This window comes from Parafilimonas terrae (assembly GCF_900115755.1).
Lineage (GTDB): Bacteria > Bacteroidota > Bacteroidia > Chitinophagales > Chitinophagaceae > Parafilimonas > Parafilimonas terrae.
Window position 1 is genome coordinate 688,084 of the sequence record NZ_FOXQ01000001.1, and the last position, 26,194, is coordinate 714,277.

A 26,194-nucleotide genomic window follows, 5' to 3' on the forward strand; every position below is an offset into this window, starting at 1 on the left:
GCCTCGTTAAGAAATTTCTTTTTTATCAAAAATAGTTTTGTTGGTAATAAGCGGCTTTGCCCAGAAACCAATGCTTAACATATAACCCATAGTGATATAAATAAAACACATAGCCGCTTTTAACCCAAACAGGTTACCGAGCCCGCCAATAAGCAGCTGCACTATAGCGCCGCCGATGATGCCTGTAACCAAAATACCGGCGAATGAGCCATGATCTTCTGAAACAGAACTTAATGCAAGCGAAAAAATAACGGGGTACATTACAGACATAAAAAAACCAACGATGGGAAATGAGTACAATGAAACATTGGCGCTTCCAAAAAGGCCCAGCGTTAAAAATATTAATGCAGCAATCGTAAAAATGATGAGCAGTTTGCGGCTGTCCATCAGCTTTAGCAAAAGCAATCCCAGTACACCGCCGGCTGTCATCAGGCCCCAGAAATATGCTACAGCATGTGCGCCGGTTGTTTGCGGATCGAAGTGATGGTATTCAAATAAAAACTGCGACATCCAGTAAGAGACGCCCTGCTCTGTTCCAACATAACAAAATAGTGCAATGAAATAAGCAATTACTACGGGCTTCTTCAATAACAATAAATGTGTTTTTAGCGGGCCTGCTTTTTCATCGCTCTTTAATTCAACTTTTGGAAATTTCGATGCAAGGATAATAAGAAACATGAATAAACAAATGACAGCAAATAACCAATAAAGTGAGATCCACGGCATAGCTGCCGGTATATGCGATTTTAGAAGATCAAACAGGCTATGGTTTGCCGTGTTAATATTTGTTACCATGTAAGAATATACCAGCGGGCTAATAAAAGATGCAGCGCCAAAAATTAGCTGGGCAAGCACAGAAGTGAATGCATAATTTTCTTCTCCGCCTGCTGTTCTGAGCAATGGATTGATAACAACCTGCAGCATGGCCATACCGCAGCCAATAAGGAACAATGATAAAACAGCCGTAAGATAATTTGGCCATAGCGCCAACAGAAGCGATCCAATAAACGCAACCACAAATGCGGCAACCATAATAACCTTTTCATTATACTGCTGCACCAGCATGCTCGATGGTATTGACATAACGCCATAAGCAATAAAAAAGGCAAAAGGCAAAAGCCCGGCAAGCAGATCACTCAGCTTAAAGTCCTGAATAAATTCCGGCGAAAGCGGCCCGATGATATTGGTAAGAAAAGATATAACAAAGAACGTAAGCATTATTAATGCCACGATGTAGTAGTTGCGTTTCATGTTTTGATGTATAAAGCAATGAAAGAGGCAACAAGTTAAGGATAAAGTGATTGATGTGGTGAGTGGAGAAAATGGATAATGTGAAACCGGTGATTCATGGTCCGCAGCTTGCGCTAAAACCTGGAAAACATTTCCATAAATTCCTGCTTCCTGCTCCGGGAGATGTTGATAGTTGCATCATTATCCATTATAAGATAACCGCCATCAACACGCACGAATTTTTTAATATGGTTCAGGTTAATGAGATAAGAGCTATGCACCCGGTAAAAATCATCGCCGCTTAAAGCATCATCTATATCACGCAGCGTTTTGGAAACCAGTATTTTTTTCCCGCCTGCAAGCACCACATTGGTATAATTGCTTTCTGCCTCACAATATATTATTTCAGATGTAGGCACAAACGTTAACCCTTCGCCTGTTGTAAGCGCTATGCGCTGCGGCGCTGTTTTTACAGGTTGTTTTATTTGCTGCAGCAGCAATTGAAATTGTTCTTTTGTGGGCACAGACGTTCTTTCTTCTATGCGTTGTATTGTTTGTATAAGGTCCTCGGGGTCCACAGGCTTTAATAAATAATTGACAGCGCTGTACCGGAAAGCTTTAATGGCAAACTGGTCGTATGCAGTGCAGAACACCACATCAAAAAACAATTTATCAAATTGCTCCAGCATATAAAAGCCGTTCATTTTCGGCATTTCAATATCAAGAAAAACCACCTGCGGTTTATGACGGTTAATGGCTTCAATACCTGCCTTTGCATTATCGCACATGGCAGCGATGGTTACCTGGGGGCAATATGTTTTCAGGAGCCACTCCATCATTTCAAGTGCATTTTTCTCATCATCTATTAAAACCGCTTTTATCATAGCAATATTATTTTTCCGTTTACTGATCAACAGGTATCATAATAATAACCCTTGTGCCCGCTGCGCTGCCATCATCATATTTAAGGTCGCTTATTTCAACAGTAGCATCAAACTGCACATGCTTATTAAGCAGGGCCAGCCTGTCTTCCGTGAGCTTCATGCCTAAAGATTTTTTTGATGAAACTGATTTGCTCTTTAATTCCATGGCACGCTGCCTGCCAATACCGTTATCTTCTATCATGCATTGCAATACATTATTGCTGATGGAAAGATGAACTGAAAGATGCCCCGCTTCTTCTTTATGCAGCAATCCGTGCCATATTGAATTTTCCACATAAGGCTGAATAATAAGCGGTGGAACAAATAAGCTGTCGGGGCAAACATCTTCATCCGTTGTAATGGTGTATGTAAATTGTTTTTCAAAACGAATGCTTTCCATTTCAATATATAATTTCAGCGCCTCCAGTTCGCTGGAAAGGGTAACAGTTTGATTATTGCTGTTATCAAGTATAAGCCTTATAAGCTTTGCAAACCGTGTAAGGTAAAGCGATGCGGTGGCCTGGTCGCTTTTTACTATATACCGGTTAATAGAATTAAGACAATTAAAAATAAAGTGAGGGTTCATTTGTGCCCGTAATGCCTGCATTTCAACTTCTGCCATTTTCTGCTTTGTTTCCATCAACGATTTTTCTGCTGCTGCCTTTTCGGCTTCGGCTTTTATATTCATTATTTTACCTGCACACAAGGAAGCAATTGTTTGAAGTATATGCAGGTGCTTTTGAGTAAAGAACGATTTTTTTGAGTGTTCGCAATCAATTACGCCAAAAACTGCATCTTCTATCATAACAGGCACCGTTATTTCCGACAGCCTTCTTTTATCATCCACGATATACCGTTCATCTTCAAGCGTGTTTTTTACAATAACCGGCTGCCCCGTTTGTGCCACATAACCCGTTATACCTTTTCCAACGGGTATTTCAATAGGCGTAATAATAGTAAATGCTTTCGGGCTTTTGGCGCCATAAGCTGCCACCTGGCATAAAACCTGTTTTTCTTTATCCAGCTCATATATTACACAGTCTTCAAAGTGAAGGCGGCCTATACAATTCCTGGCAACATCCCATAACACTTCCCTCACCGATTGCTGCTGATACATGCTGGAAGCAAAGTGGTTAATGGCCTGTTCCACTTCAAGCTCTTCCTGTTTAAGATGCAGCCGCCTGTTACGGCTTTTTATTGAAAAAAATATCAATACTAATGCACATACCAGGCAACACAACAAAAACCATCCGTTTAACCAAAACGGAACATCAATAATGAATGGAAAGGCAGATGGTGTGTTTACCCAATCTACATTGTTAATGCTGGCCTGCACTTCCAGCACATATTTACCGGGGCCAAGGCCCGTAAAACGAAGCTGGTTATTGTTTCCAAGATTAGTCCATACATTATCAAAACCTGCCAGCCTGTACCGGTACTGCACCTTGCCCGCATTGTTATAATAGGGCGCTGCAAAACCCACTTCAAATGATCTTTCATTATAAGGAATATCACGAACGCTGCTGATATTGTAAACTACAGAATCGTTGAATAATTTAATATAAGAAATGTAAACTTTCAGGTGATCATTTTGCCGGCTCATTTTTTCCGGGTTTAGGTAATTGAGGCCGTTAGTGCCGCCAAAAAATAATGTTCCATCCTCACTGCGGTACCAGCAGTTAGGACTAAAACCATATCCCTGCACATTATCAGTATAATCATACAGGTGCAACCGTTTATGCAGCGTATCGTAACTATAAATGCCATTATCCGAGCTGGCCCATATCGTTCCTTTTTCGTCCTGATATAAAGAGGCTATAAAAATATTATCGAATACATCTGAATATTTTGTTACCAGCACTTGATTACCCTTGCGTACAGCAATATACAAACCGTTATTCAGCGTAAATAAAAAGCGGTTATCTGCGGTAGCAAAACCCGCTCTTACCAGCATTTGATTATTGGGAAGGGTTACCGGCCCCAAATAATTCATATTGTTGTCAAAGAGGTGCAGTCCTAATTGCGTGGTAAGCCAAACAAAGCCGTCGGGTGTTTGAAAACAAAAATTTGAATTTTCACCGGACGCCTGTGTTTTCAGGCGTTTCAGCATATATGTTTTTCCATCCAGTATATAAATCGCATCTTTTCCCGTTATAACATGGTTACCGTTTTGCAGAGTGGTAATAGCATCTATATAATCCTGTTCGCTTAATTGTTTTGTGCTGTCACTTTCATATAATGGCCGTCTATATTTTTTCGTTTCAGGATTAAATAACCATATACCAAGATCGCCCGGCCCCAATATTACATACCGTCCGTCCCAGGCTATGCCCCTCACGGCAGGATAGGATAATTGATCCCGGCTTCCTTCCTGCGGCAGGTAAACTGTCCAATCATTAATCTTCCTGTTCCAGTGTATAAACCCATTGGCGCTTGCCAGCCAGAAATCATGTTTCCCATCGCCGGTTATGCCCCGTATATTGTCAATGGTAGCAGGCAGGTTAAGCCCTTGTTTGTTCATTCGCAACAGGCCAAATGATTGGCCGTTTAAAGAAAACCGGCTAATGCCATTGCCGGTTATCATCCACACAAAATTATCCGGATCTATATACAGATAGCTTGTATAATCTGCAGTATGCTTTTGTTCTCCGCTTTCATAAATATTAAGTGCAAGAAATGTATTGCTGATATTATCGTATTGAAATAAACCTGATGCAGAAGCAATAAGATACTTATTTGCCGCCATCAGTTTTGCATCTCTTACATTAAGGTATTTAGAAGTGTATGGCCCTTCAATGGCAGGGGCCGTTATGGCGGTGGTTGTATGTTTTACAAAATTATTCCAGTAGCTTATATTGTTCCAGGCGCTTACAATAGCACTGTCTTCACTAAAGGGATAAATAAATTGCGGATTGATGTTTTTAATACTGTCTAAACGGTTACTGTAAGTGTTATACCTGAAAACATAATCACCCCGCTGAAAAAAAACACTGTTGCGAAAACTGGTGAAATTAAGCTCGTCATAAGGCGGAGAGATATGTTTGTTTACTTCAGCATATATAAAGCGCTTCACTGTTTCGTTGTAAACATAAATTGTATTAAGCGATGAAAGCATCACTGGTTTGCCGGGTAAAATAAAAAGGCTGCCTAAAGGATTATTACCGTTTTGTGCTGCAACCGGCACTTCTTCAAAAACCTGCCTGCCCTCATTAAAATAAAATACTTTTTTACGGGAGTTAAGCCAAAGCCTTCCCTTATCATCGCATAAGATATTAGCAAGGTCGTTGCCCGGCTTAAAGTTAACTACCCTGCTACCATCGAACCGCTGCACACTGCGGTTATATAATATCCATAAAAACCCTTTACTATCCTTGGTAAGCGCTATAATATTGCCAGGCCTTATACCTGATGAATAATCAAATTGCTGCACATGGTAATCTGGTAACTGGCAGCAGCAATGCTGCACAAACACAAACATGCCCGCCAAAATGATTATACTGTGCAGAAAAAAACGATAGCCGTTTACGATGCTTTTAAAACAAGGGAACACAATACCACTAATATAATGAAAGGAGTGATTACAAAAACATTCATTGTGCAAACAGCAATTTTTTTTAGCTACTATCCTTTTTATAAAACCATGCATAAATAGAAGCTGATGAAGAATATAAACGCCTGCAACATACAACATACTGCAAGCCGCTTATCATCCATTTAACACAAGTTAACATATAAGCCCAACCATTAAACCTCCGGGCCGGGTTCCTGCTTCAGGTTATAAAATCCCGCTTCGGGAAATAGATTTTTCCCTTCGTCCAATATCGTACAGTGACAGGTTAAAACATCAATTCACTTTAACAAACCAATGCTGTATAAGCACTTGACTTTGGCGTGCCGGCAGGTATAAATTCATGCATTCAATAACCAAAAAAAGTGATGTTATGAAAACAGTAATTGTATATGCGCTCAGCCTTTTAATAATGGCATCAGCAATAGCAGCGCCGGGATCTTCTTTGCAGCAAAAGTTTAATGAAACATTTCCCAATGCAAAGAATGTAAAATGGTCTGATGATAAAGATGGCTTCTTTGTAAGTTTTACGCAAAACGGCAACTTTAAAAAAGCACTTTATAATAAAGACGGCGATTTTGTTTGCTCATGGAAATATACAGATGGAAACGACCTGCCGGTAAACATCATCATTAAACTGAATAAAAGGTTTGAAGGCTCAAAAATCCTTGGCGTTACAGAATATACAGCAGGGGAAAACATGTTCTACAATGTTAAACTGTCGAAGGGCCAAAAACTGTATAACCTGGATATTCTGAGCGATGGAACCATTGCCAGGCTACAAAAATTTAATACGCAGATTAATTAAAAATTATTGTATGAAAGCGCCAATATTATATGCATTGATTGCCTGTTTCGCAACAGGCATTTGCGCCGGCAACACAGGCGCACAAACTGCGGTAAACAAAGCGGCATTGTTTTCCAACGCAGCAGAAAAAAGCTATAACGAAGCTTCAAATAAAACCGTTGTAAACACAAAAATTAAAAAAGCCTTTATAAAGGAATTTGGAGAAACAACAACCGGCGCCTGGAGCGTGACCGGCAATAATTTTCTGAATCATTTTTATATAGATGGCAGGCGGGCTAATGCTTTGTTCACCAAAAACGGCCGCCTTATTTACACAATTATTTATGGAACAGAAACCCTGCTGCCGGCAGACTTAAAAGCGTTTGTGCAAAAGGAGTATCAATGCCATGACATTACTTCGGTTTTTGAAATAATGCAACAGGGCCGGCATATCTGGGTGGTACAATTGCAAAACAATGACAAGGTAATAACTGCAAGAATTGAAAACGGAGAGCTGGAACAAACACAGCAGTTTACCAGATCAAAATAACTATGCAATGTCATAATGCATAGCAGTGTAAGCAACCCCTTTTTCTAAAGGGGTTTTTTGTTTATATTCCGTAATATCTTTAGGCGTTGGCATTTGCAAAGCAAATATGCACGTTTAAAAAATTTCAATTCAATATGCAGAAGGATAAAATAAACATGCTTACACTTTTGTTGCTCTATTTAAATAGCTGGGAAGAAAAGGGATATTTTGAACCTGTGCGCCGGGCCTGGAAAGGGCACGATTTTGATACATTAAATAAACTGGAAGAAGAAGGGCTCATTACACAAAGCAAAACAGCGAAATCATTGTTTTTAACTGAAAAGGGCATTGAAGTTGCAAAAGGGCTGGAAAGCCTGCTTAATAATTTAAAGGTGGAATAATGACAAATACAAAAAAATATACTTTTTCGTATCACGAATTTGAAAACGACAGCCTGCTGAATGCCGGAGATAAATTACTCTTATCAAAAGCGAGGGAGATTACTGCTAAAGCTTATGCGCCTTACTCAGATTTTTTTGTGGGCGCCGCAGCATCGTTATCAAATAAAAAAATCATTACGGCTACCAACCAGGAGAATGCAAGTTTTCCCGCAGGCATTTGTGCAGAAAGGGTTTTGCTTTCAGCTATCACATCTGTTTACGGTGAAGTTGTCGTTGATACAATAGCCATCAGCTATATCAACCGCAGGAATAATAAAAGCAATCATCCCATTTCACCATGCGGTATATGCAGGCAAAGCCTGATGGAATACCAGCAGCGTGTAAAACATCCTATACGGTTAATACTCGCCGGTATGAATGGAAAGATTGTAATAATTGATGACGCTTCTTTTTTGTTGCCATTAAATTTTAATGGTGATGATATGATGTAGTAAATTATTTATCCATCTATCATAGCATTGAAACTATCCCGCAAGGCTGTTAGATCAGGCAATATAAAATGATCCGGTTTTAAAATTTCAATAGCCTGTATCAAAGCATTTACATGTTGTACTTCTACCTTCTTCTGATCCGGGCTGCCTATTACATCCCAAACTTTACGGTAACTTTTTATCACATCTTTTGTATCGGGCATTTTACCTTTTTCTGCCGAAGCTTTTAACATCCATAAGCACAATTCTATGTTTGAAATAATGATGCTGCTCCAATAATCATTATGAACAATTACGGCTTCAGGCATGCTGTTCTTCGTTTCTTTCAACAGTTTTATTATAGCAGCCGGTTCTTTTTCACCCCATGCTTCCAGGCCGGCCAGCACGAGTATGTTTTTAAGCGAAGCCCAGTTGATATAAGCATTAATATTTTTTTCTTTTGATGCTTCAAATGCCAGCAGGTAATTCTTATAGGCAGATGCTATTGCCTGCTGCGCTTTTGCTTTATTGTTTTTATAGAAATAAATTTTTCTTTTAAAAGCGCTGCCTAACAGTATATATCTTTCTGCCGATGGGTTTAAATGAATTAAGGCCTGGAGGTCTGCTATGGCCCTGTCAAATTCTTTTTGCACCGGGCCTGTCGGCAAGCCATTGTCAATACCGGTTATTAAATGCTTAATCCTTATGTTACAATATTGCTCCGCGGCAGTAAATGAATAAGATGCATTTTCTGAATATAACAATGCCTCAAACTTTTTTATAGCTGCTTCATAGTCGTTTAAAGCTTTATAAATAAAAGCTTCCATTTCTGTGATGCGCGGCGTTCTCAGCTCTTGCTTTTCCACTTCATTTATAATCTGTGCAAGCTTGTTTTTAATGGCTTCTTTATTTACATCAGGCGTATCTAAGTCGCTCAGCAAATTATTCAGATCAGTTTCCGCCTGCTCTGATATAATATAACTTTTTACTGCGCTGCTTCCTGCACGTTCATTCAATTTATAAAAAGGATCGCCATAAGTTTGATAAGCGCCCCAGGTATTCTTATTCCCGTAATTCTGATATATATTTTCCCTTGCAGCTTTTACGGCTTCGCCAAAAGTTTTTCCCTGGAACATGCATTCATAAAACTTCATTGCGAACGTTAAAGCAGCTTCATCATCAACAGCCCAGCCCGCAACAACAACAGCTTTTACGCCATTGTTAATTAATTGCGTACCAATGTTAGCAGCCAGTTTAAATCGTTCCTGGAAAAGCGCTTCAGCCACACCACTTGTTTTGCCAAGAAAACAACAGTTAACAAACACAAGTTCAGGCGTAGTGCTCATTTGGGCTATTTCTGCAGTGGTAAGAAAACTGTTCTGGCCAATCACCATGCCTGAAGGTTTATCCGGGTCTTCATTAAAAACGCCGTGGCCTGCCAGGTGAATGATCTTGTAATCTGCGCTAACTAAAGCCGGCACTATTGCTCCTGCAGATTCATTAAGCAGCGTTCTTGCATTATAACCCTGGCCGGTTAATAATTTCGATACTTCATCGGCTTCTTTATAAGCGCCCGGCAATTGAGGAAAAAACCCTTTAAGATCAGGATCGCCAACAACCAATGCTGTACTTCCCGGAACAGAATCTATTACAAGCCTGCTGTTAGCTGTAGCCAACTGGCGTATCATGCCTGCATTTATACAAAGCGGTGTTGCATCCTGGCTTTTATCCTGCAGCAATTCCCATGGAAAGCCTGCGGTATATTCATCTAATACCCAAATTATATTGCCATGTTTTTTTAACCGGCTCTTAAAATCGTTTGGTATAAGCAGTTCAAAAATAGCCCGCGCTTTTTCGCCGGTCCAGTTATTGTCAGTTGAGATTTCTTTTATCAAATCATCAACAATGCCGGTGCAGGTATAAACAGTTCTAAGGTCTTCCCTTGCCGCACTGGTTGATATGGAAAAGCGCATGCCTGTTATTTCACCTTTTTTATTTTCCTGCTTTATTATGGTTATGCGGTTCCACCAGTCATTGGTTTCATCAAGCAGCATTTGCTTTTTAGCGCCGGGTATTTTATTTAAGGTGTTATTTGTGATAGTGATATTTAAAGTGCCGCCAGCTTCTTTACCCAGCCTGCGTATGGCATACATACACCGCAAAGCCGTGTCTTCATAGAGTTCCACAAATTCAACGCATTCTATTTGTTTTGCTTTTTCTTTAAAGAGACTGCTGATTTTTGTATTCGCATTAATGATGCCCTGTAAAATTGAATCGACTGAATTTTCAACGGAGAGGCCGCCATATCCACAGGCAATAATTAATGATGTAACGCCAAGCGGCTGCTTTACCTGGTAACCCGAATTAAGGTTTTGTTTATTGATGAGTTTTATAAGATATTTTTCAATACTTAGCTCTGCGGATTTCGCCAGTTCGAAACCCGTAAGATTTCCCGGCTCATCTAAACCGATAATAATAGCGCCGGGAAAACCATCGCCGCTGTAAGTAAGATGTATGTCATGCGTTCCTATTTCGCCGGGATATAAACCTAGCTTATGCTGTTGCGATAAAATGCCATTTAGCAAACCGTCAATGCGGGCTTCAGCATACAGCACGCCATCATTTTTAAAATGACCTGCTATAACAGGATAAGATGCATATTTGAGATCGCCGTGCGATACCGATACTTTTATGGGCAGGTCGCTGGTATTGATTTTTTCATCTGATGGCGGCAGGCTTAATAATGTATTGGCGAGGCCTTCGGGTGAAAGATCAAAATCAGTGATTTCCGGCTTCCTGAATACTTTTTTATCGCCTCTTATAACAGGCCTGCTCTTACTGATGAGATTTGTTTCGCCTTTTTCCAGTATCTCTTTTATAGCATTAAAAATAGCAGGTGTATTAGATAAAGCGCCATGCGAATAATTCACATAATAAACCTTACCGGCTTCAATCATAGGCCTGGGAATACCAGACTCCCATGTTACACTTTGGTCGCCTTCGCCAGTGCAGTAAAAAACAAGCTCCTTGCCGCGAATGGTTTCTTCAATGTTATAGCCGCAAGGCGTTTGTTTATCATGCCCGGCTATATAAACGGCATTGCTGTAATCAATATCTTTTGATGCTTTTAAAACGGTATCGCGGTATTGTTTAAAATCTGATAATAGCGTTTTATTTTCTTCACCGGCTACAGGCCAGTCAGTATCACCAAAAGCATCACACATTTTTTTCCATATTCCAATATCAGTAAAGTCATTTTCTTTATCTGTATTAAATGGCAAAAGGTTGAGTATGCCGGGAAAAGTGGCAAACATTTTTATCAGCTTCTTTTTAGAATGAACAATATCAATTTTACTTAGTTTATTAATGATATCATCTTCACCAAAAAGCACGGTGTTTATGCGGAATGAACCGCCAAGCGGAGAACCAAGGAATAATAATCTAAAATCTTTAGTCGCATTTAACTTCTCCCATGTATCAGGATGAAAAACCATGAAATCCCGCACCAGCACGCCGCCCATTGAATGGCCTACAATTTTAATGGGCTGGTTAAGTTTTAATAAGGCAATGATCTTATCATTAAATTTTGCTGCAGATTCTTTTAGGGATAAACGCCAGTCAAACGCAAACGTTACCACATCATACTTATCAGCCAAAGCATCGCCCAGTTTTTTATACGATGTTTTAATAATGGAAGAAGTGGATATATCGTTATTATCTAAAGCAAGGTTACTTAACCCGCCGGTGAGAAACTTAAAATAATTGATCCATAAAAGACCATTGCTGTTGGTTAAAGAAGAACCCATTATGCCAGGCAATAAAATCACTACAGGCTTTTTGCCGGAAGGTTCTCCTGTTGAATATTCACCGCCGTCAAGGCCAAGCGCAGCATTTCTTTCGGCTTCACCAATGGCGCCTCTTGAAAATTCCGAAAAGCCGGTTACAGGTCCTGCAACTGTTTTGAGCGCAAGCAAAATAGCTTCATTCGTTTTCTTGTTTTTAAAATAACTGAAATGATCTACGTCTGCGCCTTCATCAAAAAAATACTCCAGCTTGTTTAAGCGTTTGGAACCGCAGTACATGGATTTGGTGTTTACAACAAGATCGTTTTCTTCAAGGTAAAAAAGCTTGCTTGCAATTATAACAAGCGCTTTAAGGTTAAGCTTTGTTTTGCAATTACCTGCTATCGCTATAACAGGGTTGCTTAGCAAAATACTACCGCTTTGATTGTTTTGATTATTAAGTACCGTAATAAACGGCGAATCCGGTTTCATGGCTTCGAGGCCAGGCAAAACATTTATATCATTCTTTTGATCTACCAATGCCACTAAGAGGCTCTTCATAGCTGCATACACGGGGCTTATGGCAAAACCCGGAATAAGGCCAAGCAGGTTTAAGCTGATATTGAAAAAATGATCGAGCCGTTTTGAAATTATAGTTGTTCCGCCGGCAGGGCAGGCAACACGAATGAATTTATTGACAATAAATTTTTTCTGCGGGCTTAGCTGCTGAAGCAATTCTATTTGCTTAATATCATCACTTCTTTCTTCTTCATTCAGCAAACTCTTTTCCTGTTCAGAAAAACCCATAACAACACCATTGCTGAAGCGGCATAAAATTTCGCCAACCAAACCGCCACGCGAATGCGTTATAATATGAAGGATGGCATTTTTGGGTAACTGGTTTATTAAATCCACCGCATTTTCGAGCGGGCTTTTGGTTAATGTTTCATGCTGCAATGCGAGTATGTTATTGCCATAGCTGCTTACAATATAATCCCATAGGCTTGTGCCTTTTAACTCGGCAAAAGAACCCGTTGTTGAAGAGTTGGTACCGTGTATGAATAAAACGAATGGCCTTGATGCATCAATACCATCCGGCTTCACAAGATCAAAATCTTTTGTGATTCTCACCAGGCCACGCAGGCTGCCTAATTGTTTTTTTTCGAGGTCTTTTGCAAGCTCACCCATTATGGCGCCTGCACCCTTTTCCTTTACAAAAAGGTTCAGCACTTTCAATGCAATTTTTCCAAATAGAGAGCGGTTCGCATCAGGGTGTTCTAATTCCGAAGGCAATTCCAGTACTGCTTCACCATCTCTTTTCTGAACAATGCTGCCCGGGTATAATTCTTCGAGTGTGTCGGGCGGGCATAACCATTTTGTATCATCATCAAAAACTAATTCAACAAGATTGTCCGGCGCAATTTCGAGCAATGGCTTTTCAGCATCTCCTCCCCGTTGCACCGCAGATATAAGAATGCTTTCTTTTAATACAATGCCCGGCGTTTCGTTTTTAATTTTCGCTACGTCTTGTTTTTCTCCGTTAACGGAGAGCTTTAATGTTTTCATGATTTACTGGTTAAGAAAGAAGAGATGTTGTTATTGACAGGATAATAAAAATCAGATAATGTAAATTGGAATATGCCGTAAAATTTTATTGATTGGCATCCGCCTCTTTTTGCCGTTGTACGTCCCTTATGTAAATGGAATAATCCAGTTCTGCATAACGGTTAGTAAAAGGATTATCCGTTCTGCCCAACTGGTTAAAGTTGCCGCCCAAATCTGTAAAGCTTTGAAAGCGGGTGAGCAAAGGTTTATCTTCCACGTCTTTAAGCAAATTGCCCACAATGCCTGCCACCTGGAAAACAATACCACTGATGGTTGTAAAACTGGAAGCTGTTTTTAACAAAGAACCTAATTGCGATGTAAGGTCTTTAAAATTGTTATCATCTTTTGCTGATGCCACAACGGCGGCTGTGTCGCGTAATCCTTTTTTGCTTTTTAAAAGCGATGACATGATATGAATTTGTGAAGGAGGCTTTGGCGTATCATCTGTTTTTTTCCAGTAAAATAAAGTCCGGTCAACAGCCAGTGTTTGCTTATCATCCACCTTTTCAAATCCGTTAAGATTTAAATCAATTTCAGAAGTGGAAAGATCAGATAAAACAATGTTCATAAAATAAATAGTAGCAAGGCCCGGGAAAGGCCCAAACTTCCTTGTTTTATTATCAATGATACCTGCTTTTGAAAGCCGCACTTCAATGCCGCTTATTTGTTCGGAAGTGGGAATATCGCCGCGAACAGCAGAACGCAGCTCCTGTGTTTCTTTAAAATTATATTCCTCCATATAGAGGTTTTGCTGGAAGTCGATCATAGTATGAAATTTTAAGTGTGTTTATTAAATTTTTATTGTGTTATAAACTTTAAAGGAGAATCTCCAAGAAATGTTTTCAGTTTAACAATTTGTTCTTCCGTACTATTCTTCATCCATGTTTCCGGCGCTTTTGCATAGGCGGCATTCAATGCAGCTTGCGCTTTATCATCTTCATCCAGGCCAACAAATGCTTCCGCCTGCGAAGCCTTTACCCAATACCATGTTTTAAGATAATCACTTAATATATCCGGTGTTAGTTTTTGTTCATCAGGCATCGGATTTTTCTCAAACCATTCCTCACATATTGCTGCAACTTCTATTCTTGTTCTGCGGGCATTAATAAAGTCTGTAATGGCTTCCGCATGGTCTGTAAGCTGCACCGCCCTTGCATTTAAAAGAAAAGCATAATTAATACCGTTGTAATAATCATTCCTTAAATAAAACCCTCTTTTATAAGCGCGGATAGCTTCATTTAAATAGCTAAGCTGTTTGGTTATTTCCCAAAGCCGTTTATGCACAGAGCCCCACAGGCCAAGCGTTTCCGTGTCGTTGGAAGTTTCAGGATTCATTAAATTGAGTAAATGATGCGCTTCTGTTAAAGCATCTTTTTCCGTGGGAAATTTGCTTTTATAAGTTACCAGCGCCAGCCTTTGCAATAAGTATGGGTCTTCCGGCTGATCGATCACTTTCACAGTTGCTCCCGCCTGTTTTCTTTTTACTTCTTCGTTAATCATATTTCGTATAGTAGAAAGCAGGGCTTTTGCTGTAATCCAATCTTCCTTTTTTTGTGCATCATCCACTTGCTGCATTAAAGCGCTGTGCGTCTGGTCCGGCGCGGCCGGAGGTTGCGGGGCCTGCGGCGATACAGTTGCTGCAACCGCTGCTGCTCTTACCACTTCTATTTCCGGTGGCATTAATGCCGGCAGGAAAGTATAAACCGGGCTGTCTTTATCAGGAGAACTATTTTCAGAAATTTCTTTTACTGCTTTTGTTAACTGCTCTCTGAACCGCATTACTTCGTCAAAGCCAATATCTTCTCCCAAATGATGATATTGACGGATGGTGATGTGATTGATATCGAATGGAAAAACTTTAAATCCATCTTCGCAAATAATAATGGTTGTATAAGGCCGCAATGCATGCCGCACGCCTAATTCATAAATAGCATTTTTGTTGGAAGTTGAAAGATCGGCAACCACCACGTCGGCTTTTAAAAGCTGGTCGTACATAGGCACATCTATTACGCCGGAATGCACAATTTCATCGGCGCGGATGCATGAAAGGCCGGCAGCTTCCACAGCAGGCTTTATCATGTTTTTATACGATTTGTCAAGGTCCAGCACACGGCCTGTTTCAAAGTCTGTTTTCTTTCCAAACCCCATAACAACAAAACATGTTTTCATAACCTAATTATTAGTAATTAAACTGAATTGCAGGCATAAACATCTTTAATTTCAGAGCGAACCATACAGTGGTTTTTCCCAATTGGCTACAGGAAAATAAACTGCTGTTATATTTTTTTTATATCAATAATCCCAACAGCAGCGCCTTTTTCTCTTGCCATATTAATCATGCCTTTGGCGCCACCTTTTCCATCGCCGCCGCCACCATCCCATAAAGCAATCATGCTCATGTTTTTGCCGCCGCCGGCTAACGTTTTTTCCAGCATCCATTCGTTGGTGCGCTCATAAATATTCATGTTGGCAGCATCTCCTTTATCTTCTGGCAACACATAATAAGGCAATTGTTTAAGCAGCTTATCAAAACGTTCATCCCATTGTTTACCGGCAAACGACACAGAGCCTTTTTTAAATTCTCCCGGTGGCACAGGTAAATAAATTTCTGAAGGAATGCCAAGCTGCACACAGGTTTCATGAAACAATATATCGCCGCCGCATGCGCCGCTTGCAATGCCCTGCAATGGTGATTCTATTATTAATTTCTGATGGAATAAACGCAGTTTTATTTCTCGCCTGGCTTTTTCTTCTTTGTGTGCAGGAAATCTTGGTGTTTGCCTGTTTTGTGCATCTATCATGTGGCCGGTGAATAAAATAAAATGCTTCATGCGTATTGCTGACTATAATTTTTAAATTATTGCTTACGAAAGAATAAACCAGAAACCGCAGCCTTATAAAATACTTCAGTACAAAAATGTCCTGATTAAAACCGGAACAGATAAACAATAAAATACAATCGAAGCCTATTTGCCGGTTTGCCAAAAAATAATTCAACAATTCAATTAAATAAAACCGGCAAAATGTGCTTTCACATTTACCTGCTGTTTACCCACGGTGCGGCCCACTTCACGCAACTGGGGAATATATTTTGTCGAGTCCATCTCCCTTACATTATCGCTATCAATATGGCCAAGCCCTGCATTTTTCAAACCTTCTGCACTCAGGTTAGCGTTATATCTTGCATAAGTAAAATGGCGGCTTGCATCGCTGGCAAGCGATAACATTTTACCATCAGTGCCAAGCGGTATCATATCGCCTAATTCCAAATCTATCGGGGCGCCAAAAACACACCGGCCTACAGTTCGGCAGTTTATATCCTGGTCAACCTGCATGGCATACATTAAATTGTTGGGCAGTTCTTTTAAAGTTTCAAGCAGGTTATCATATACGCCGGGGCTTGGTGCAGAACCGGTGCCAACGGAAACGACAAGCAATTCCTTCTCGCCTGTTTTCCAGTTAAGATTATACGGCACCTGCGTAGCCATGCGGTACATTAAAAATGCAGGGTTATTATAAGGCGTAACGCCGCCATCAACGAATACAAAAGTTTTATCGGGATCTTTTGGATCCCACTGTAATGTTTCAGGCCTGAAATAAGCAGGCGCTGCTGTGCTGGCCCGCACTAACTGGTATAAAGGAATCTGCAAATTGCAGTCGGGCAAAGAAGGATCATTAAATTTTGCCAATGGATTATTGCTGATGGGCCAGGGTGAATCTGTTGAGCGGTTCATGGTTACTACCAGCAACAATGTTTTAAAAGCGCCGGATTGCAAGTTGATATTTCCTGAGCCGAATGTGTTTTTCAATTCCTGCAACAGCGGCCCGTCATTATAAAAATATTTAACCCTTTTAAGCAGGAAAGCTTTATCAAACATTGCCTCTCCTTTCTGCTGATAAAAGTCAAGCATTTCCTGCGCAGATTTACCCAACGATAAACCAGCCGCTATTATAGCACCTGTGCTTGTACCGCCGATGTAATCGAAATAATCAGCCAGCACAAATTTTTCATCTGCATTTAATGCAGCCCTTAACTGCGTTTCGAGTTCAAGTAAAATTTCAAGTGCAAGCACGCCGCGTATGCCGCCGCCATCCAGTGAGAGTATTTTTCTTGGTTGCGATGTTTCATAGCGTTGCTGTAATGGCCCCCAGATTGACATGGTTATTAATTTAAATTTTATTAATCAGTTTAAATTGTATAGACGTAATTTTTCTATACGCTGAAAACATAAGGATAATGGAGATTTGAAACGTTAGCTGTGCTAATATATTGATTTATTGGATTGAGGAAAAATAATATATGTTTTGCTGAAAGCTTTGAGCTCTGGATTATGAGATTGCTAAAAATATTTTTCTATGGTGAGGCCATAAGTAAACAGCAGGTTATTGCGATGGGTGCGGCTTACTTCATTATACAATAAAGAGGCAGCTATATTCAGCCATTTATTCAGTTTGATGGAGACGTTATTGGTTGACTGGATAATATAGTCATTAAAGGCAACGAGTGAAGGCTGGTAAAAATGAATGCCTTCAATCTGAAGCCTGTCATAGATCGTCCACCGGTAAGTAAGGCGGAATGAATTACGGGGAACCTGGTAAACATCTTTACCAATAGTAGCATCAATAAGGTCGCCTTTTTCATACAAGATTCCATCGCTTACATTGATCTTGATGGAAGGGCTGTCGATAATGGTGTAAGCAATTCCAGCGCCGGCCTGCAAGCGGTAATTGATATTAAGCGAATAGCTTTTATCAAAATTCAGCAAGCCCCAGTAATACAGTTTGTGTATGTTTTTGTTAAGATCAATGGTGCCGTTTACATTAAGATCGTTATTGGTGAGTTCCTTATGCTGCTCGCCATAAACCCATCCTAAAAAAGTATTGTAACTAAGGCGTTTTTTCTGGGCATTAAAGTTCAGCGTGTTCTTCAAAACATAAGAACTGTTTTCATTGGTTTTATTTATTACGCCGGTAGAGGCAAACTTTAAATAATGTTGAGTGCTGTCATTGAACTGCGCATGTATTGAAATGGTGCTTAATAATATCAAACAGCATAAACATAATTTTCTTTTCAGCATAACGCGGCGAAAATACAATCTCAAAATTTTATGAATGGCGCTGTGAGATATGGCTTATCTGTTTCTGCTGTATTACCAACAACCTAACACAGCAGGCTTATTAGCTTCTTCGAATGTCTTCAATTTCTCTTTTAATAAAAGCGGCACAGGCTTCTATAGCATTCAGAGAGATAATTGTATCAAAGTTAGTTTTCGGAGGATAGTGAGCTACAGTATAGCTTTCGCCATTTTGTTTTTTCTCGAAATACCATCCAGGTCCCGTGCGTTTATCTTGAGACCAGGCCAACCAGCAATCTACATTTTCGGAATGATTAGTGAGAATCTCACTAATATCATTTTCAGTAATTTCTTTATAATATTTAAAATATCCACTTTCTTTTAGTAAAGAAAACATTGACAATACTCCATCTTTAAATCGTTTGGGCATTAAAATTATGGCTTCAATTATTTGGTATTTTTCCATACATAAATTTAATATATTCTGATTAGTCCGTTCCTGTTGAGCAATTCAAACTCAGCATGTTTACCGAAAATATATATATAGAAAAAGGCCCGGAAATGTGCTTCCAGGCCTCTTCATATCACAAAAACCCTTGCTTATTTTGCTGTTGCTTTTACATCCAGTCCTAGTTCAAAATCCTTGCTAACCATCCAGTCTGCAGGGTTTCCTTCCGCGCCATACCTAAGTCCCCATGAAGTTCTGTCAACCGCAAACTTTGCTGCGATATCAACGTTTGAATCACTTACAGTAATTTTTGCAGGAAAAGTTATATTGATCGTGCTGTCTTTTATAGTAAGGTTACCGCTTACCAGGTGAGTGGCGCCATCTGTGAGGCTTGTTACCTTTGAAGAATCATAAGGGGCCACGCCTGTTACCACAAACTTTGCAGTTGAGTATTTTGCAGCATCAAAGAAATCAGGGCTTTTTAAATGGTTCTGCAGGTTAATTGCTTTTTTATCTTTTTCTGTAACAGAAGCTGAATCAACCCATAAGCTGTTTACATCAACCGTAAAGTTCCCACCTGTTACAGCACCGTTTTCAACGGCAATGTTGCCGCCGGCAATTTTAAGCGTACCGTACCTGGGCGCAAACCCGCCTTTATGGGTTGCTCTCCAGTTAACAAGGCTATTATTAATATCGGCCAAATATTCTTTGCCGGTTGCTGCCGCAGCTTCCTGTTCAGAAGTTGTTGAAGCTTTATCCGATGAACTCGTACATGCGGTTAGCGTAATCACTGCTGCTGAAAAAATAAAAATCAGTTGTTTAATCTTACTCATTGGTATGTGTGTTTTAATTAACGATGCAAAATTAAGTGTTTATACATGCATTTTGGCTACTTATTCGTATATTTTTATTTTAAAGAAATAAAACGTTATATATTAATTAGTTATACTATACCAAAAAAATGTTAAATAAAATGGAAGATGTTTATACATACGATAAAAATCAACTCATTGCCTAAACCCGGGAAGGCCGGCAGATAAATTTTTGAAAGCTGGGTTTATGTCTATCTCAGCTCGCTTGTATTTACACGGGTAGGCGTATCTTTTCCTGAGATAATAGAAACAGAACTGGCAGCAACTGACTTAATTATTTCTGCCATATTATCCAGGTCGAGTGTTCCAATTTCATCTTTTTGGGTATGATAATATTTTTCAGAATCCATTTTTGACGTGGAAATAGTATGCGCAGGAACGCCTTTTCTTGCCAGCGTGGCATTATCAGACCTGTAAAATAATTGTTGTTCAGGATATGGATCAGGATAAAATTTAAACTTGCTGCCTTCAAGATTTTTTTCAAGGATTTTGCCCATATCGGTTTTTTCATAACCGGTTATATAAGCAGAATTGGTTCCCCATTTACTCTCCGTACCAATCATTTCAATATTAAACATAGCCATTACTTTGGCAGGATCGAGCTGGTTAGAAAAATATTCAGAGCCAAAACCGCCTATTTCTTCCGCAGTAAATGTTACAAATATTAATGTGCGCGCATTATTATTTAATGCCTTGAAGTATTTCGCCAGCAGGATTACCGCCGTGGTTCCGGCCGCATCATCGTTGGCGCCATTATAAATTGAATCGCCGGTTGCATCGGGCTTGCCAATACCAAGATGATCGTAATGGCCTGAGAAAACAACATATTCATCAGGTTTGGTTTTGCCCGGTAAAATACCCACAACATTGTTCAGTTCCTTTTTAGTAATGGTATTATTCAGCTTTATAGCAAATTCATTTGCTTCTTTAATACCAAAAACAATTACAATTGATTTGGACGATGAATCCATAGAAGAGCTTGCCATGTTCACTAACCTGCCTGCGAACCGTTTTAAAGAATTATCAGCCAGCACCAACTGGTTTTTATCGCTGCCAAATACCTGGCCTATTTTGCTGCGCAATTCTGCCGCAGAATCAATATGCACAATTTCAACTTCATCATTTTGTGTGAGGCTTACAGCGGGGGCGAACGAAATAACGGCGAGGTTTGAATCAGCAATGGCAACACCATCAATTGTAACATTGGCGGTATTGTTTTTTGTTTCAGCCATATAAAAAACCTGGCGGTAACTGTTTAAGCCCGGAAGGAATTGCAATCCTGTTTGTTTGAATTCATTTTCAATAAAACCAGATGCAGCGGCTATGCCTGGCGAAAAAGTTTTACGGCCCTGCATAGCATCGGAAGACAAGACTTTTTCAATACGTTCAAATTCTGAAACCGTAATTATCTTATTAATATCCTGTGCCGGTAAAGCTATATTGAACCCAACTAACAGTAATAACAATAAAAATTCCTTCCGCATATAAATAGGTTTAAAAAGAGGATAAAGATAAAGGCAGGTTTTATTTTTAAGCCAAAAATTGACAATACTAAATACCTGTAACCGGTCAAATTCTATTTTCTTGTTAAACCCTTTTTGATATATCTTTTTAAATTACCTTTGCAGCCTTTATTTTTGAAAGGCATACGTTTTAACCGCCCCGTAAGGCGGAAGCGGTTTGAATGTGGCACATATTTTAGAAAATAACACTTGAAATGCCGCATTTAATGTATCTGGCATTTCATCTGCAATAGAAAAAACAAAACATTCAGATGAAACTTTCTCAATTCCGTTTTGACCTTCCTCTTAATCTTATCGCACAAAACCCTACAAAGCGCCGTGAAGACAGCCGCATGATGGTTGTGCACCGCCAGACAGGGCAACTTGAAAACAAACATTTTAAAGACATTCTCGATTATTTTGACGACAAAGATGTTTTCGTGGTAAATAACACCAAGGTTTTTCCGGCCCGCATGTATGGCCGCAAGGAAAAAACCGGCGCCCGCATTGAAGTGTTTTTGCTGCGTGAGTTGAATAAACCTAACCGCCTCTGGGATGTAATTGTAGATCCCGCAAGGAAGATACGCGTAGGCAATAAATTATATTTTGGTGAAAACGATGAACTGGTTGCCGAAGTAATTGACAACACAACAAGCCGTGGCAGAACCATTCGCTTTTTGTGGGAGGGCGATGATGCAAGCTTTCGCAATATGCTCGAATTTTTAGGTGAAACACCACTGCCTAAATACATTAAACGCAAGCCTGACGAAGAAGATAAAGAACGTTATCAAACAGTGTATGCAAAAAATGAAGGCGCCGTGGCTGCGCCAACAGCAGGTTTTCATTTTAGCAGGGAACTGATAAAACGCTGCGAAATAAAAGGCATTCGGTTTGCCGAACTTACGCTGCACACCGGCCTTGGCACTTTTCGCCCAATAGAAGTGGAAGACCTCAGCAAACATAAAATGGATGCTGAATATTACCGCATTGATGAAGAATGCTGCCAGATTGTAAATAAGGCAAAAGAAACCAGTCATCGCATTTGTTCCATCGGCACCACTACCATGCGCGCCATGGAAACAAGTTTTACTGCACAAAAACTTTTAAAGCCAAGTGAAGGCTGGACAAATATTTTTATTCATCCGCCATATAACTTTAATGTTGCAGACAGCCTGGTTACTAATTTCCATTTGCCAAAAACAAGTTTGTTGATTATGGCTTGCGCATTTGCCGGCTACGATCTTATAATAGAAGCTTATAAAAAAGCAATAAAAGATAAATACCGTTTCTTTAGTTACGGCGATGCCATGCTGATTATCTAAGAAAAGGTTTAAAGCTGAAAAAAAACCGGTTGATTTTATCAGCCGGTTTTTTATTGCAATTATTTATGATAACAGGTTATTGATAAAGTTCAACAACTACGGAATAAACATGCTTGTTGCCATTCTTATCAAAAGATTCTATGGTGATTAGTTTTTTATAACTGCCTTTTGAATCCTTACTTTCTTTTACAGAAATTGAATCACCGGTTGCAGCAAGCATTGCTTCAAGTTGCTTAAAGTTTTGATAGGAAATGGCTTTCTGCAATTGCTCTGTATTAAGCTGCACATTTGCTGCCACAGCCTGTTTAACTTCCGGTATGGCTAACCGCAAAGAATCTAATTGCCGGCTTACATTATAAAGATAATTCTGCTTAAGCGCCAATTCATATTCGGCTTGTTTCAGTGCAATCTCTGTAGCAGCCTTTTCTGCTTTGGGAGCCGCTTCCTTTTTTGTCTTTTGTTGCTGCTTAATGTCAGGCCTTTTTTGAGCTACTTTGCTTTCAGATAATTTTTCAGCAGATTCTTCCTCTTTATTCACCGTTACATTCACAACCTGTGGAGCAGATGCAATATTAATTTCGTCAACATTTACCGGTTGAAAAGCATTATCTGCTTTTTTATTGACAGATGGTGAAACGAGCATACCCGCAGCTATAATTAAACTGAATAACCCGAACAAAACAGGCCGGAAACCAATTGCCTGATGATATGTTTTATCGTTATGCAACAATCTTTTTATTCTAAACAGCAGCAGGTTTTCCTTTCTGCCCTGCAGCGGCATAGCTATTGCAGGCATAGCCTTTAACCTGCCAAGCTTAAACAAAGCTTCGGCATAGTGCATTGAATTATACCGGAACTGCAATACCCAGTCATCACAGGCATTTTCTCTTTCCCTTTCTATAATTTCTCCCAGCATTATCGAAAAAATATTAAAGAAGAATATTTTTTCAACAAGGTTTTGAAGAATATACAAAAGATAATCGGCGCGTTTTATATGAGCAAGTTCATGCAATATAACGGCTTCAAGCTGCTGCGTTGAAAGATGATTAACAGCCGCAATTGGAATTAAAATAACCGGTTTAAGAAAGCCTGTTGTGAGCGGGCAAATAACTTTTTCCGATAAATAAATTTTTACTTTTCTGTGTATAGAAAATAATTGCGTGCATTCCTGAACAAATATTCTTTGCTCAGCAGCAATTTTTTTGAGGCCCTGCTTTTTTAGTTGCTGTGTATTTCCAAATACAAACGAAAGCTTTACAAGTTTATACAGTAATATACCTAAATATAAAGCCGCGGCATAAGGCATTACTGCATTAATAAAAGAACCTGCATTCGTTAAAAATTCTGCATTGGCCGAAGTAACGATTATTTTACCGGCGCCGGTTTTATAGGCATTGATGCATGTATAAATAAACAAAGCAAAACCACTTAACTGAGCACCATAAGCAAGATTAAATTTTTGTGCAGCAGAAAGTTTAAAACTTCTCAAAACCACAATCACCGCAAGCCACAAAACCCCCATCTGCCACACGCTTGCAATAAGGCTGTAAGCTAATGCCTGTAAAAAAGATGATTCAGAGAACAACTGCACGTTAGTTATTTTTTGAGACTATCCAATAGTTGCTGTATTTCGTTCAACTCCTCCTTGCTTGGCGTATGAGAACCAAGCGCCTGCATTACCAATTGAGACCTTGAGCCGCTGAATAAAGTATCCACCATTTTATTTACCAGTTGCTGCTGCGTTTTTTCACGGCTCACATTGGCCTGGTAAATATGTGTGCGGCTGCTGTCATCGCGGATAACCAGGCCTTTTTCAAACATAATCTGCATTAGTTTAAGCGTGGTTGTGTAACCACAATCTTTCGTTGCCGCCAGTTCTTCATGCACTTCCCGCACAGTGGCTTCACCTTTATCCCACAAAACCCGCAGTATCTCCAACTCACTATCCGTGGGTTTTAAAGCTTTCGTAGTATTCATTATTATTATTTTAACAAAGGCAATGTACGATTATATTCGTAAAATGAACGTTAAGAAAAAATTTTTTGATGACCGGTAAAATGCAGCAAGCAATAAAAAACCCTTTCACAGCAACATTTAAACCATGCCTTTATTACAAGAATATTCATTCCCGGTTTAATACTTAGTTTTAATCGCAAAAAACCGCAACAGAAAAACTAACATCATGGCAGCATCAAGTATTCGGGAAGTAATAGAACAGCTTAATGAAATTGTTGATCATTCAATTAACACCGGCAGCAGGATGGGTTATTTTGCCGTATTATACAGGTGTGTAACAGAATCTGTTGCGCAAAAGATTAATGAGGGTTACTTTGATGATGGCCCGCGCATGGAAAAGCTGGATGTATTATTTGCCAACCGCTACCTCGATGCCTATAACGCTTATGCTAATGGAAAAACCTGCACTGCTTCGTGGCAGCTTGCTTTTGATGCAACCAAACAATGGAAACCAATGGTAATGCATCATTTATTGCTGGGAATGAATGCGCATATCAGCCTTGACCTTGGCATTGCTACAGCTATCATTTCACCGGGCGATAAAATCAATGATATTCATAATGACTTCCTGAAGATAAATGCTTTGCTCATCGCTATGATAAATGATGTAAAACTTAAGCTGTTTTCCATGTGGCCACTTAGTAAATTACTTGCAAAATTGAATACCGGCGATCTTGAAAATTCTATGGCAGGGTTTTCCATGATCGTTGCGAGGGAAGCTGCCTGGCAGGTTGCTTTGGCTTATGCACCATTGCTAACCGAAAATGCGCAGCAGGCGTATATAACTGAACGTGATAAAAAAGTGAATGCTTTTGGCAACCGCATTTTAAACCCCGGCGCGTGGTCATCCACCGTTATGTATGCATTGCGGTTATTTGAAACGGGAACAACAGCTTCTAAAATTAACAAGCTGAATGAAGAAGTAACAACCGTATAATTTATCCCAACACCGTAATATTTTTCCTTTTAATATAATCATGCCACAGCAGCATAGATGCAACCGTTCTGTATGGCCGCCAGCCTTCAGCAATGGCAAGCATTTCTTCCCTGGTAATAGCCGCATGCAATTGTTTTATATGCTTTAAACTGTTCACCAAAGCAATATCGCCCAAAGGAAAAAGATCGGCACGCTGCAAAGCATGCATCAGGTACACATCCACAGTCCAGTCGCCAATACCTTTTATTTGTTTTAGCGTTGTACGTATTTCTTCATCTGTTGCAAGGTTTATTTTTTTAAGATTGACCTTCTTTGAAATAACCGCTTCCGCCAAAGCCCGCACATATACCATTTTTTGCCGGCTGAAATAACAGGCTTTCAAATCTTCATCAGATAATGCCATTATCTTTTTGGGCGTAATAAAACCAATTTTGGTTTTTAGTTTACTGAAAGCCGCATAAGCCGAAGCCAATGAAACCTGTTGTTCAAGAATGGTAAGCACAAGCGACTGAAATATAGCAGGCCTCGTCCACATTGGCGGCAATCCCCATCTTTCCATAATACCTTTCAGGTCGGCATCTTTAGCAGCCAGCGTATGGCATATTGTATGAAAATCTTTTTTGCTGTATGTGTGAAGCATAATAATGATATATCTGAAAATATAAGCAGGCAAAAATAGTTTTAGCTGCTTCTTTTATCTTCCAAATAAAATCATAATCCCGCATTT

General features: G+C 39.6%; 21 protein-coding genes. 6 read left to right on the forward strand and 15 right to left on the reverse strand.

Annotation, left to right across the window (positions count from 1 at the left end; translation table 11 throughout):
* Window positions 1-6: 6 nt before the first annotated feature.
* The 3 genes from BM015_RS03005 to BM015_RS03015 form a co-directional block, all read right to left on the reverse strand.
* The gene (locus BM015_RS03005; protein WP_090654327.1) at window positions 7-1,251 is read right to left on the reverse strand and encodes an MFS transporter; all 1,245 of its coding nucleotides are present in this window, start codon (window positions 1,249-1,251) and stop codon (window positions 7-9) included.
* Between the two features lie 113 nt (window positions 1,252-1,364).
* Entirely contained in the window at window positions 1,365-2,114 is a 750-nt protein-coding gene (locus BM015_RS03010; RefSeq protein WP_090655206.1) for a LytR/AlgR family response regulator transcription factor, read from the reverse strand.
* 19 nt (window positions 2,115-2,133) lie between these two features.
* The gene (locus tag BM015_RS03015; RefSeq protein WP_177191792.1) at window positions 2,134-5,631 is read right to left on the reverse strand and encodes a histidine kinase; all 3,498 of its coding nucleotides are present in this window, start codon (window positions 5,629-5,631) and stop codon (window positions 2,134-2,136) included.
* Between the two features lie 463 nt (window positions 5,632-6,094).
* Between BM015_RS03015 and BM015_RS03020 the strand changes: the two genes are divergently transcribed.
* The 4 genes from BM015_RS03020 to BM015_RS03035 all read left to right on the forward strand — a co-directional run bounded on the left by BM015_RS03020 (window position 6,095) and on the right by BM015_RS03035 (window position 7,929).
* Complete coding sequence (locus tag BM015_RS03020; protein WP_143075732.1) at window positions 6,095-6,529, forward strand: hypothetical protein; 435 nt, start codon at window positions 6,095-6,097, stop codon at window positions 6,527-6,529.
* A 10-nt stretch (window positions 6,530-6,539) separates the two neighbouring features.
* Complete coding sequence (locus BM015_RS03025) at window positions 6,540-7,058, forward strand: hypothetical protein (RefSeq protein WP_090654333.1); 519 nt, start codon at window positions 6,540-6,542, stop codon at window positions 7,056-7,058.
* Between the two features lie 134 nt (window positions 7,059-7,192).
* On the forward strand, window positions 7,193-7,438 hold the full coding sequence (locus BM015_RS03030) for a DUF6429 family protein (RefSeq protein ID WP_090654335.1): 246 nt from the start codon (window positions 7,193-7,195) through the stop codon (window positions 7,436-7,438).
* Window positions 7,438-7,929, forward strand: coding sequence for a cytidine deaminase (locus tag BM015_RS03035; RefSeq protein WP_090654337.1), 492 nt, complete (start codon window positions 7,438-7,440; stop codon window positions 7,927-7,929). The genes BM015_RS03030 and BM015_RS03035 overlap by 1 nt, the downstream gene beginning before the upstream one ends.
* Window positions 7,930-7,937: 8 nt before the next feature.
* Here the strand turns inward: BM015_RS03035 and BM015_RS03040 are convergent, their stop codons facing one another.
* The 9 genes from BM015_RS03040 to BM015_RS03080 form a co-directional block, all read right to left on the reverse strand.
* Window positions 7,938-13,256: a CHAT domain-containing protein gene (locus BM015_RS03040; protein ID WP_090654339.1), complete on the reverse strand. Its 5,319-nt coding sequence runs from the start codon at window positions 13,254-13,256 to the stop codon at window positions 7,938-7,940.
* 85 nt (window positions 13,257-13,341) lie between these two features.
* Entirely contained in the window at window positions 13,342-14,061 is a 720-nt protein-coding gene (locus BM015_RS03045) for a hypothetical protein (protein ID WP_143075733.1), read from the reverse strand.
* A gap of 32 nt (window positions 14,062-14,093) precedes the next feature.
* Entirely contained in the window at window positions 14,094-15,464 is a 1,371-nt protein-coding gene (locus BM015_RS03050; RefSeq protein WP_090654343.1) for a TRAFs-binding domain-containing protein, read from the reverse strand.
* Window positions 15,465-15,571: 107 nt separating this feature from the next.
* Window positions 15,572-16,126, reverse strand: a complete 555-nt coding sequence (locus BM015_RS03055) for a hypothetical protein (RefSeq protein ID WP_090654346.1) — start codon at window positions 16,124-16,126, stop codon at window positions 15,572-15,574.
* Window positions 16,127-16,300: 174 nt separating this feature from the next.
* On the reverse strand, window positions 16,301-17,455 hold the full coding sequence (locus BM015_RS03060; RefSeq protein WP_090654348.1) for a patatin-like phospholipase family protein: 1,155 nt from the start codon (window positions 17,453-17,455) through the stop codon (window positions 16,301-16,303).
* Window positions 17,456-17,635: 180 nt separating this feature from the next.
* Complete coding sequence (locus BM015_RS03065; protein ID WP_245751189.1) at window positions 17,636-18,343, reverse strand: DUF481 domain-containing protein; 708 nt, start codon at window positions 18,341-18,343, stop codon at window positions 17,636-17,638.
* 130 nt (window positions 18,344-18,473) lie between these two features.
* The gene (locus BM015_RS03070) at window positions 18,474-18,836 is read right to left on the reverse strand and encodes a hypothetical protein (protein WP_090654352.1); all 363 of its coding nucleotides are present in this window, start codon (window positions 18,834-18,836) and stop codon (window positions 18,474-18,476) included.
* Window positions 18,837-18,970: 134 nt separating this feature from the next.
* Window positions 18,971-19,651, reverse strand: a complete 681-nt coding sequence (locus tag BM015_RS03075; protein WP_090654354.1) for a YceI family protein — start codon at window positions 19,649-19,651, stop codon at window positions 18,971-18,973.
* A 230-nt stretch (window positions 19,652-19,881) separates the two neighbouring features.
* Entirely contained in the window at window positions 19,882-21,174 is a 1,293-nt protein-coding gene (locus BM015_RS03080) for a M28 family metallopeptidase (protein ID WP_090654356.1), read from the reverse strand.
* 290 nt (window positions 21,175-21,464) lie between these two features.
* On the opposite strand from BM015_RS03080, the gene queA reads away from it, so the two are divergent.
* Window positions 21,465-22,514, forward strand: coding sequence for a tRNA preQ1(34) S-adenosylmethionine ribosyltransferase-isomerase QueA (gene queA, locus BM015_RS03085; RefSeq protein WP_090654358.1), 1,050 nt, complete (start codon window positions 21,465-21,467; stop codon window positions 22,512-22,514).
* 76 nt (window positions 22,515-22,590) lie between these two features.
* Here the strand turns inward: queA and BM015_RS03090 are convergent, their stop codons facing one another.
* Together BM015_RS03090 and BM015_RS03095 are read right to left on the reverse strand one after the other, a co-directional pair.
* Complete coding sequence (locus BM015_RS03090) at window positions 22,591-24,105, reverse strand: M56 family metallopeptidase (protein ID WP_090654362.1); 1,515 nt, start codon at window positions 24,103-24,105, stop codon at window positions 22,591-22,593.
* A gap of 5 nt (window positions 24,106-24,110) precedes the next feature.
* Complete coding sequence (locus tag BM015_RS03095) at window positions 24,111-24,491, reverse strand: BlaI/MecI/CopY family transcriptional regulator (RefSeq protein WP_090654364.1); 381 nt, start codon at window positions 24,489-24,491, stop codon at window positions 24,111-24,113.
* A 205-nt stretch (window positions 24,492-24,696) separates the two neighbouring features.
* Between BM015_RS03095 and BM015_RS03100 the strand changes: the two genes are divergently transcribed.
* Window positions 24,697-25,467, forward strand: a complete 771-nt coding sequence (locus BM015_RS03100) for a DUF5995 family protein (protein ID WP_090654366.1) — start codon at window positions 24,697-24,699, stop codon at window positions 25,465-25,467.
* 1 nt (window position 25,468) lies between these two features.
* On the opposite strand, the gene BM015_RS03105 is transcribed toward BM015_RS03100, so the two are convergent.
* Complete coding sequence (locus BM015_RS03105) at window positions 25,469-26,107, reverse strand: DNA-3-methyladenine glycosylase family protein (protein WP_090655209.1); 639 nt, start codon at window positions 26,105-26,107, stop codon at window positions 25,469-25,471.
* Window positions 26,108-26,194: the final 87 nt, after the last annotated feature.

Bases quoted from the DNA above. Each gene is read 5' to 3' on its own strand.
- BM015_RS03005 (WP_090654327.1), bottom strand. From the start codon at position 1,251: ATGAAACGCAACTACTACATCGTGGCATTAATAATGCTTACGTTCTTT.
- BM015_RS03010 (WP_090655206.1), bottom strand. From the start codon at position 2,114: ATGATAAAAGCGGTTTTAATAGATGATGAGAAAAATGCACTTGAAATG.
- BM015_RS03015 (WP_177191792.1), bottom strand. From the start codon at position 5,631: ATGTTTGTGTTTGTGCAGCATTGCTGCTGCCAGTTACCAGATTACCAT.
- BM015_RS03020 (WP_143075732.1), top strand. From the start codon at position 6,095: ATGAAAACAGTAATTGTATATGCGCTCAGCCTTTTAATAATGGCATCA.
- BM015_RS03025 (WP_090654333.1), top strand. From the start codon at position 6,540: ATGAAAGCGCCAATATTATATGCATTGATTGCCTGTTTCGCAACAGGC.
- BM015_RS03030 (WP_090654335.1), top strand. From the start codon at position 7,193: ATGCAGAAGGATAAAATAAACATGCTTACACTTTTGTTGCTCTATTTA.
- BM015_RS03035 (WP_090654337.1), top strand. From the start codon at position 7,438: ATGACAAATACAAAAAAATATACTTTTTCGTATCACGAATTTGAAAAC.
- BM015_RS03040 (WP_090654339.1), bottom strand. From the start codon at position 13,256: ATGAAAACATTAAAGCTCTCCGTTAACGGAGAAAAACAAGACGTAGCG.
- BM015_RS03045 (WP_143075733.1), bottom strand. From the start codon at position 14,061: ATGATCGACTTCCAGCAAAACCTCTATATGGAGGAATATAATTTTAAA.
- BM015_RS03050 (WP_090654343.1), bottom strand. From the start codon at position 15,464: ATGAAAACATGTTTTGTTGTTATGGGGTTTGGAAAGAAAACAGACTTT.
- BM015_RS03055 (WP_090654346.1), bottom strand. From the start codon at position 16,126: ATGAAGCATTTTATTTTATTCACCGGCCACATGATAGATGCACAAAAC.
- BM015_RS03060 (WP_090654348.1), bottom strand. From the start codon at position 17,455: ATGTCAATCTGGGGGCCATTACAGCAACGCTATGAAACATCGCAACCA.
- BM015_RS03070 (WP_090654352.1), bottom strand. From the start codon at position 18,836: ATGGAAAAATACCAAATAATTGAAGCCATAATTTTAATGCCCAAACGA.
- BM015_RS03075 (WP_090654354.1), bottom strand. From the start codon at position 19,651: ATGAGTAAGATTAAACAACTGATTTTTATTTTTTCAGCAGCAGTGATT.
- BM015_RS03080 (WP_090654356.1), bottom strand. From the start codon at position 21,174: ATGCGGAAGGAATTTTTATTGTTATTACTGTTAGTTGGGTTCAATATA.
- queA (WP_090654358.1), top strand. From the start codon at position 21,465: ATGAAACTTTCTCAATTCCGTTTTGACCTTCCTCTTAATCTTATCGCA.
- BM015_RS03095 (WP_090654364.1), bottom strand. From the start codon at position 24,491: ATGAATACTACGAAAGCTTTAAAACCCACGGATAGTGAGTTGGAGATA.
- BM015_RS03100 (WP_090654366.1), top strand. From the start codon at position 24,697: ATGGCAGCATCAAGTATTCGGGAAGTAATAGAACAGCTTAATGAAATT.
- BM015_RS03105 (WP_090655209.1), bottom strand. From the start codon at position 26,107: ATGCTTCACACATACAGCAAAAAAGATTTTCATACAATATGCCATACG.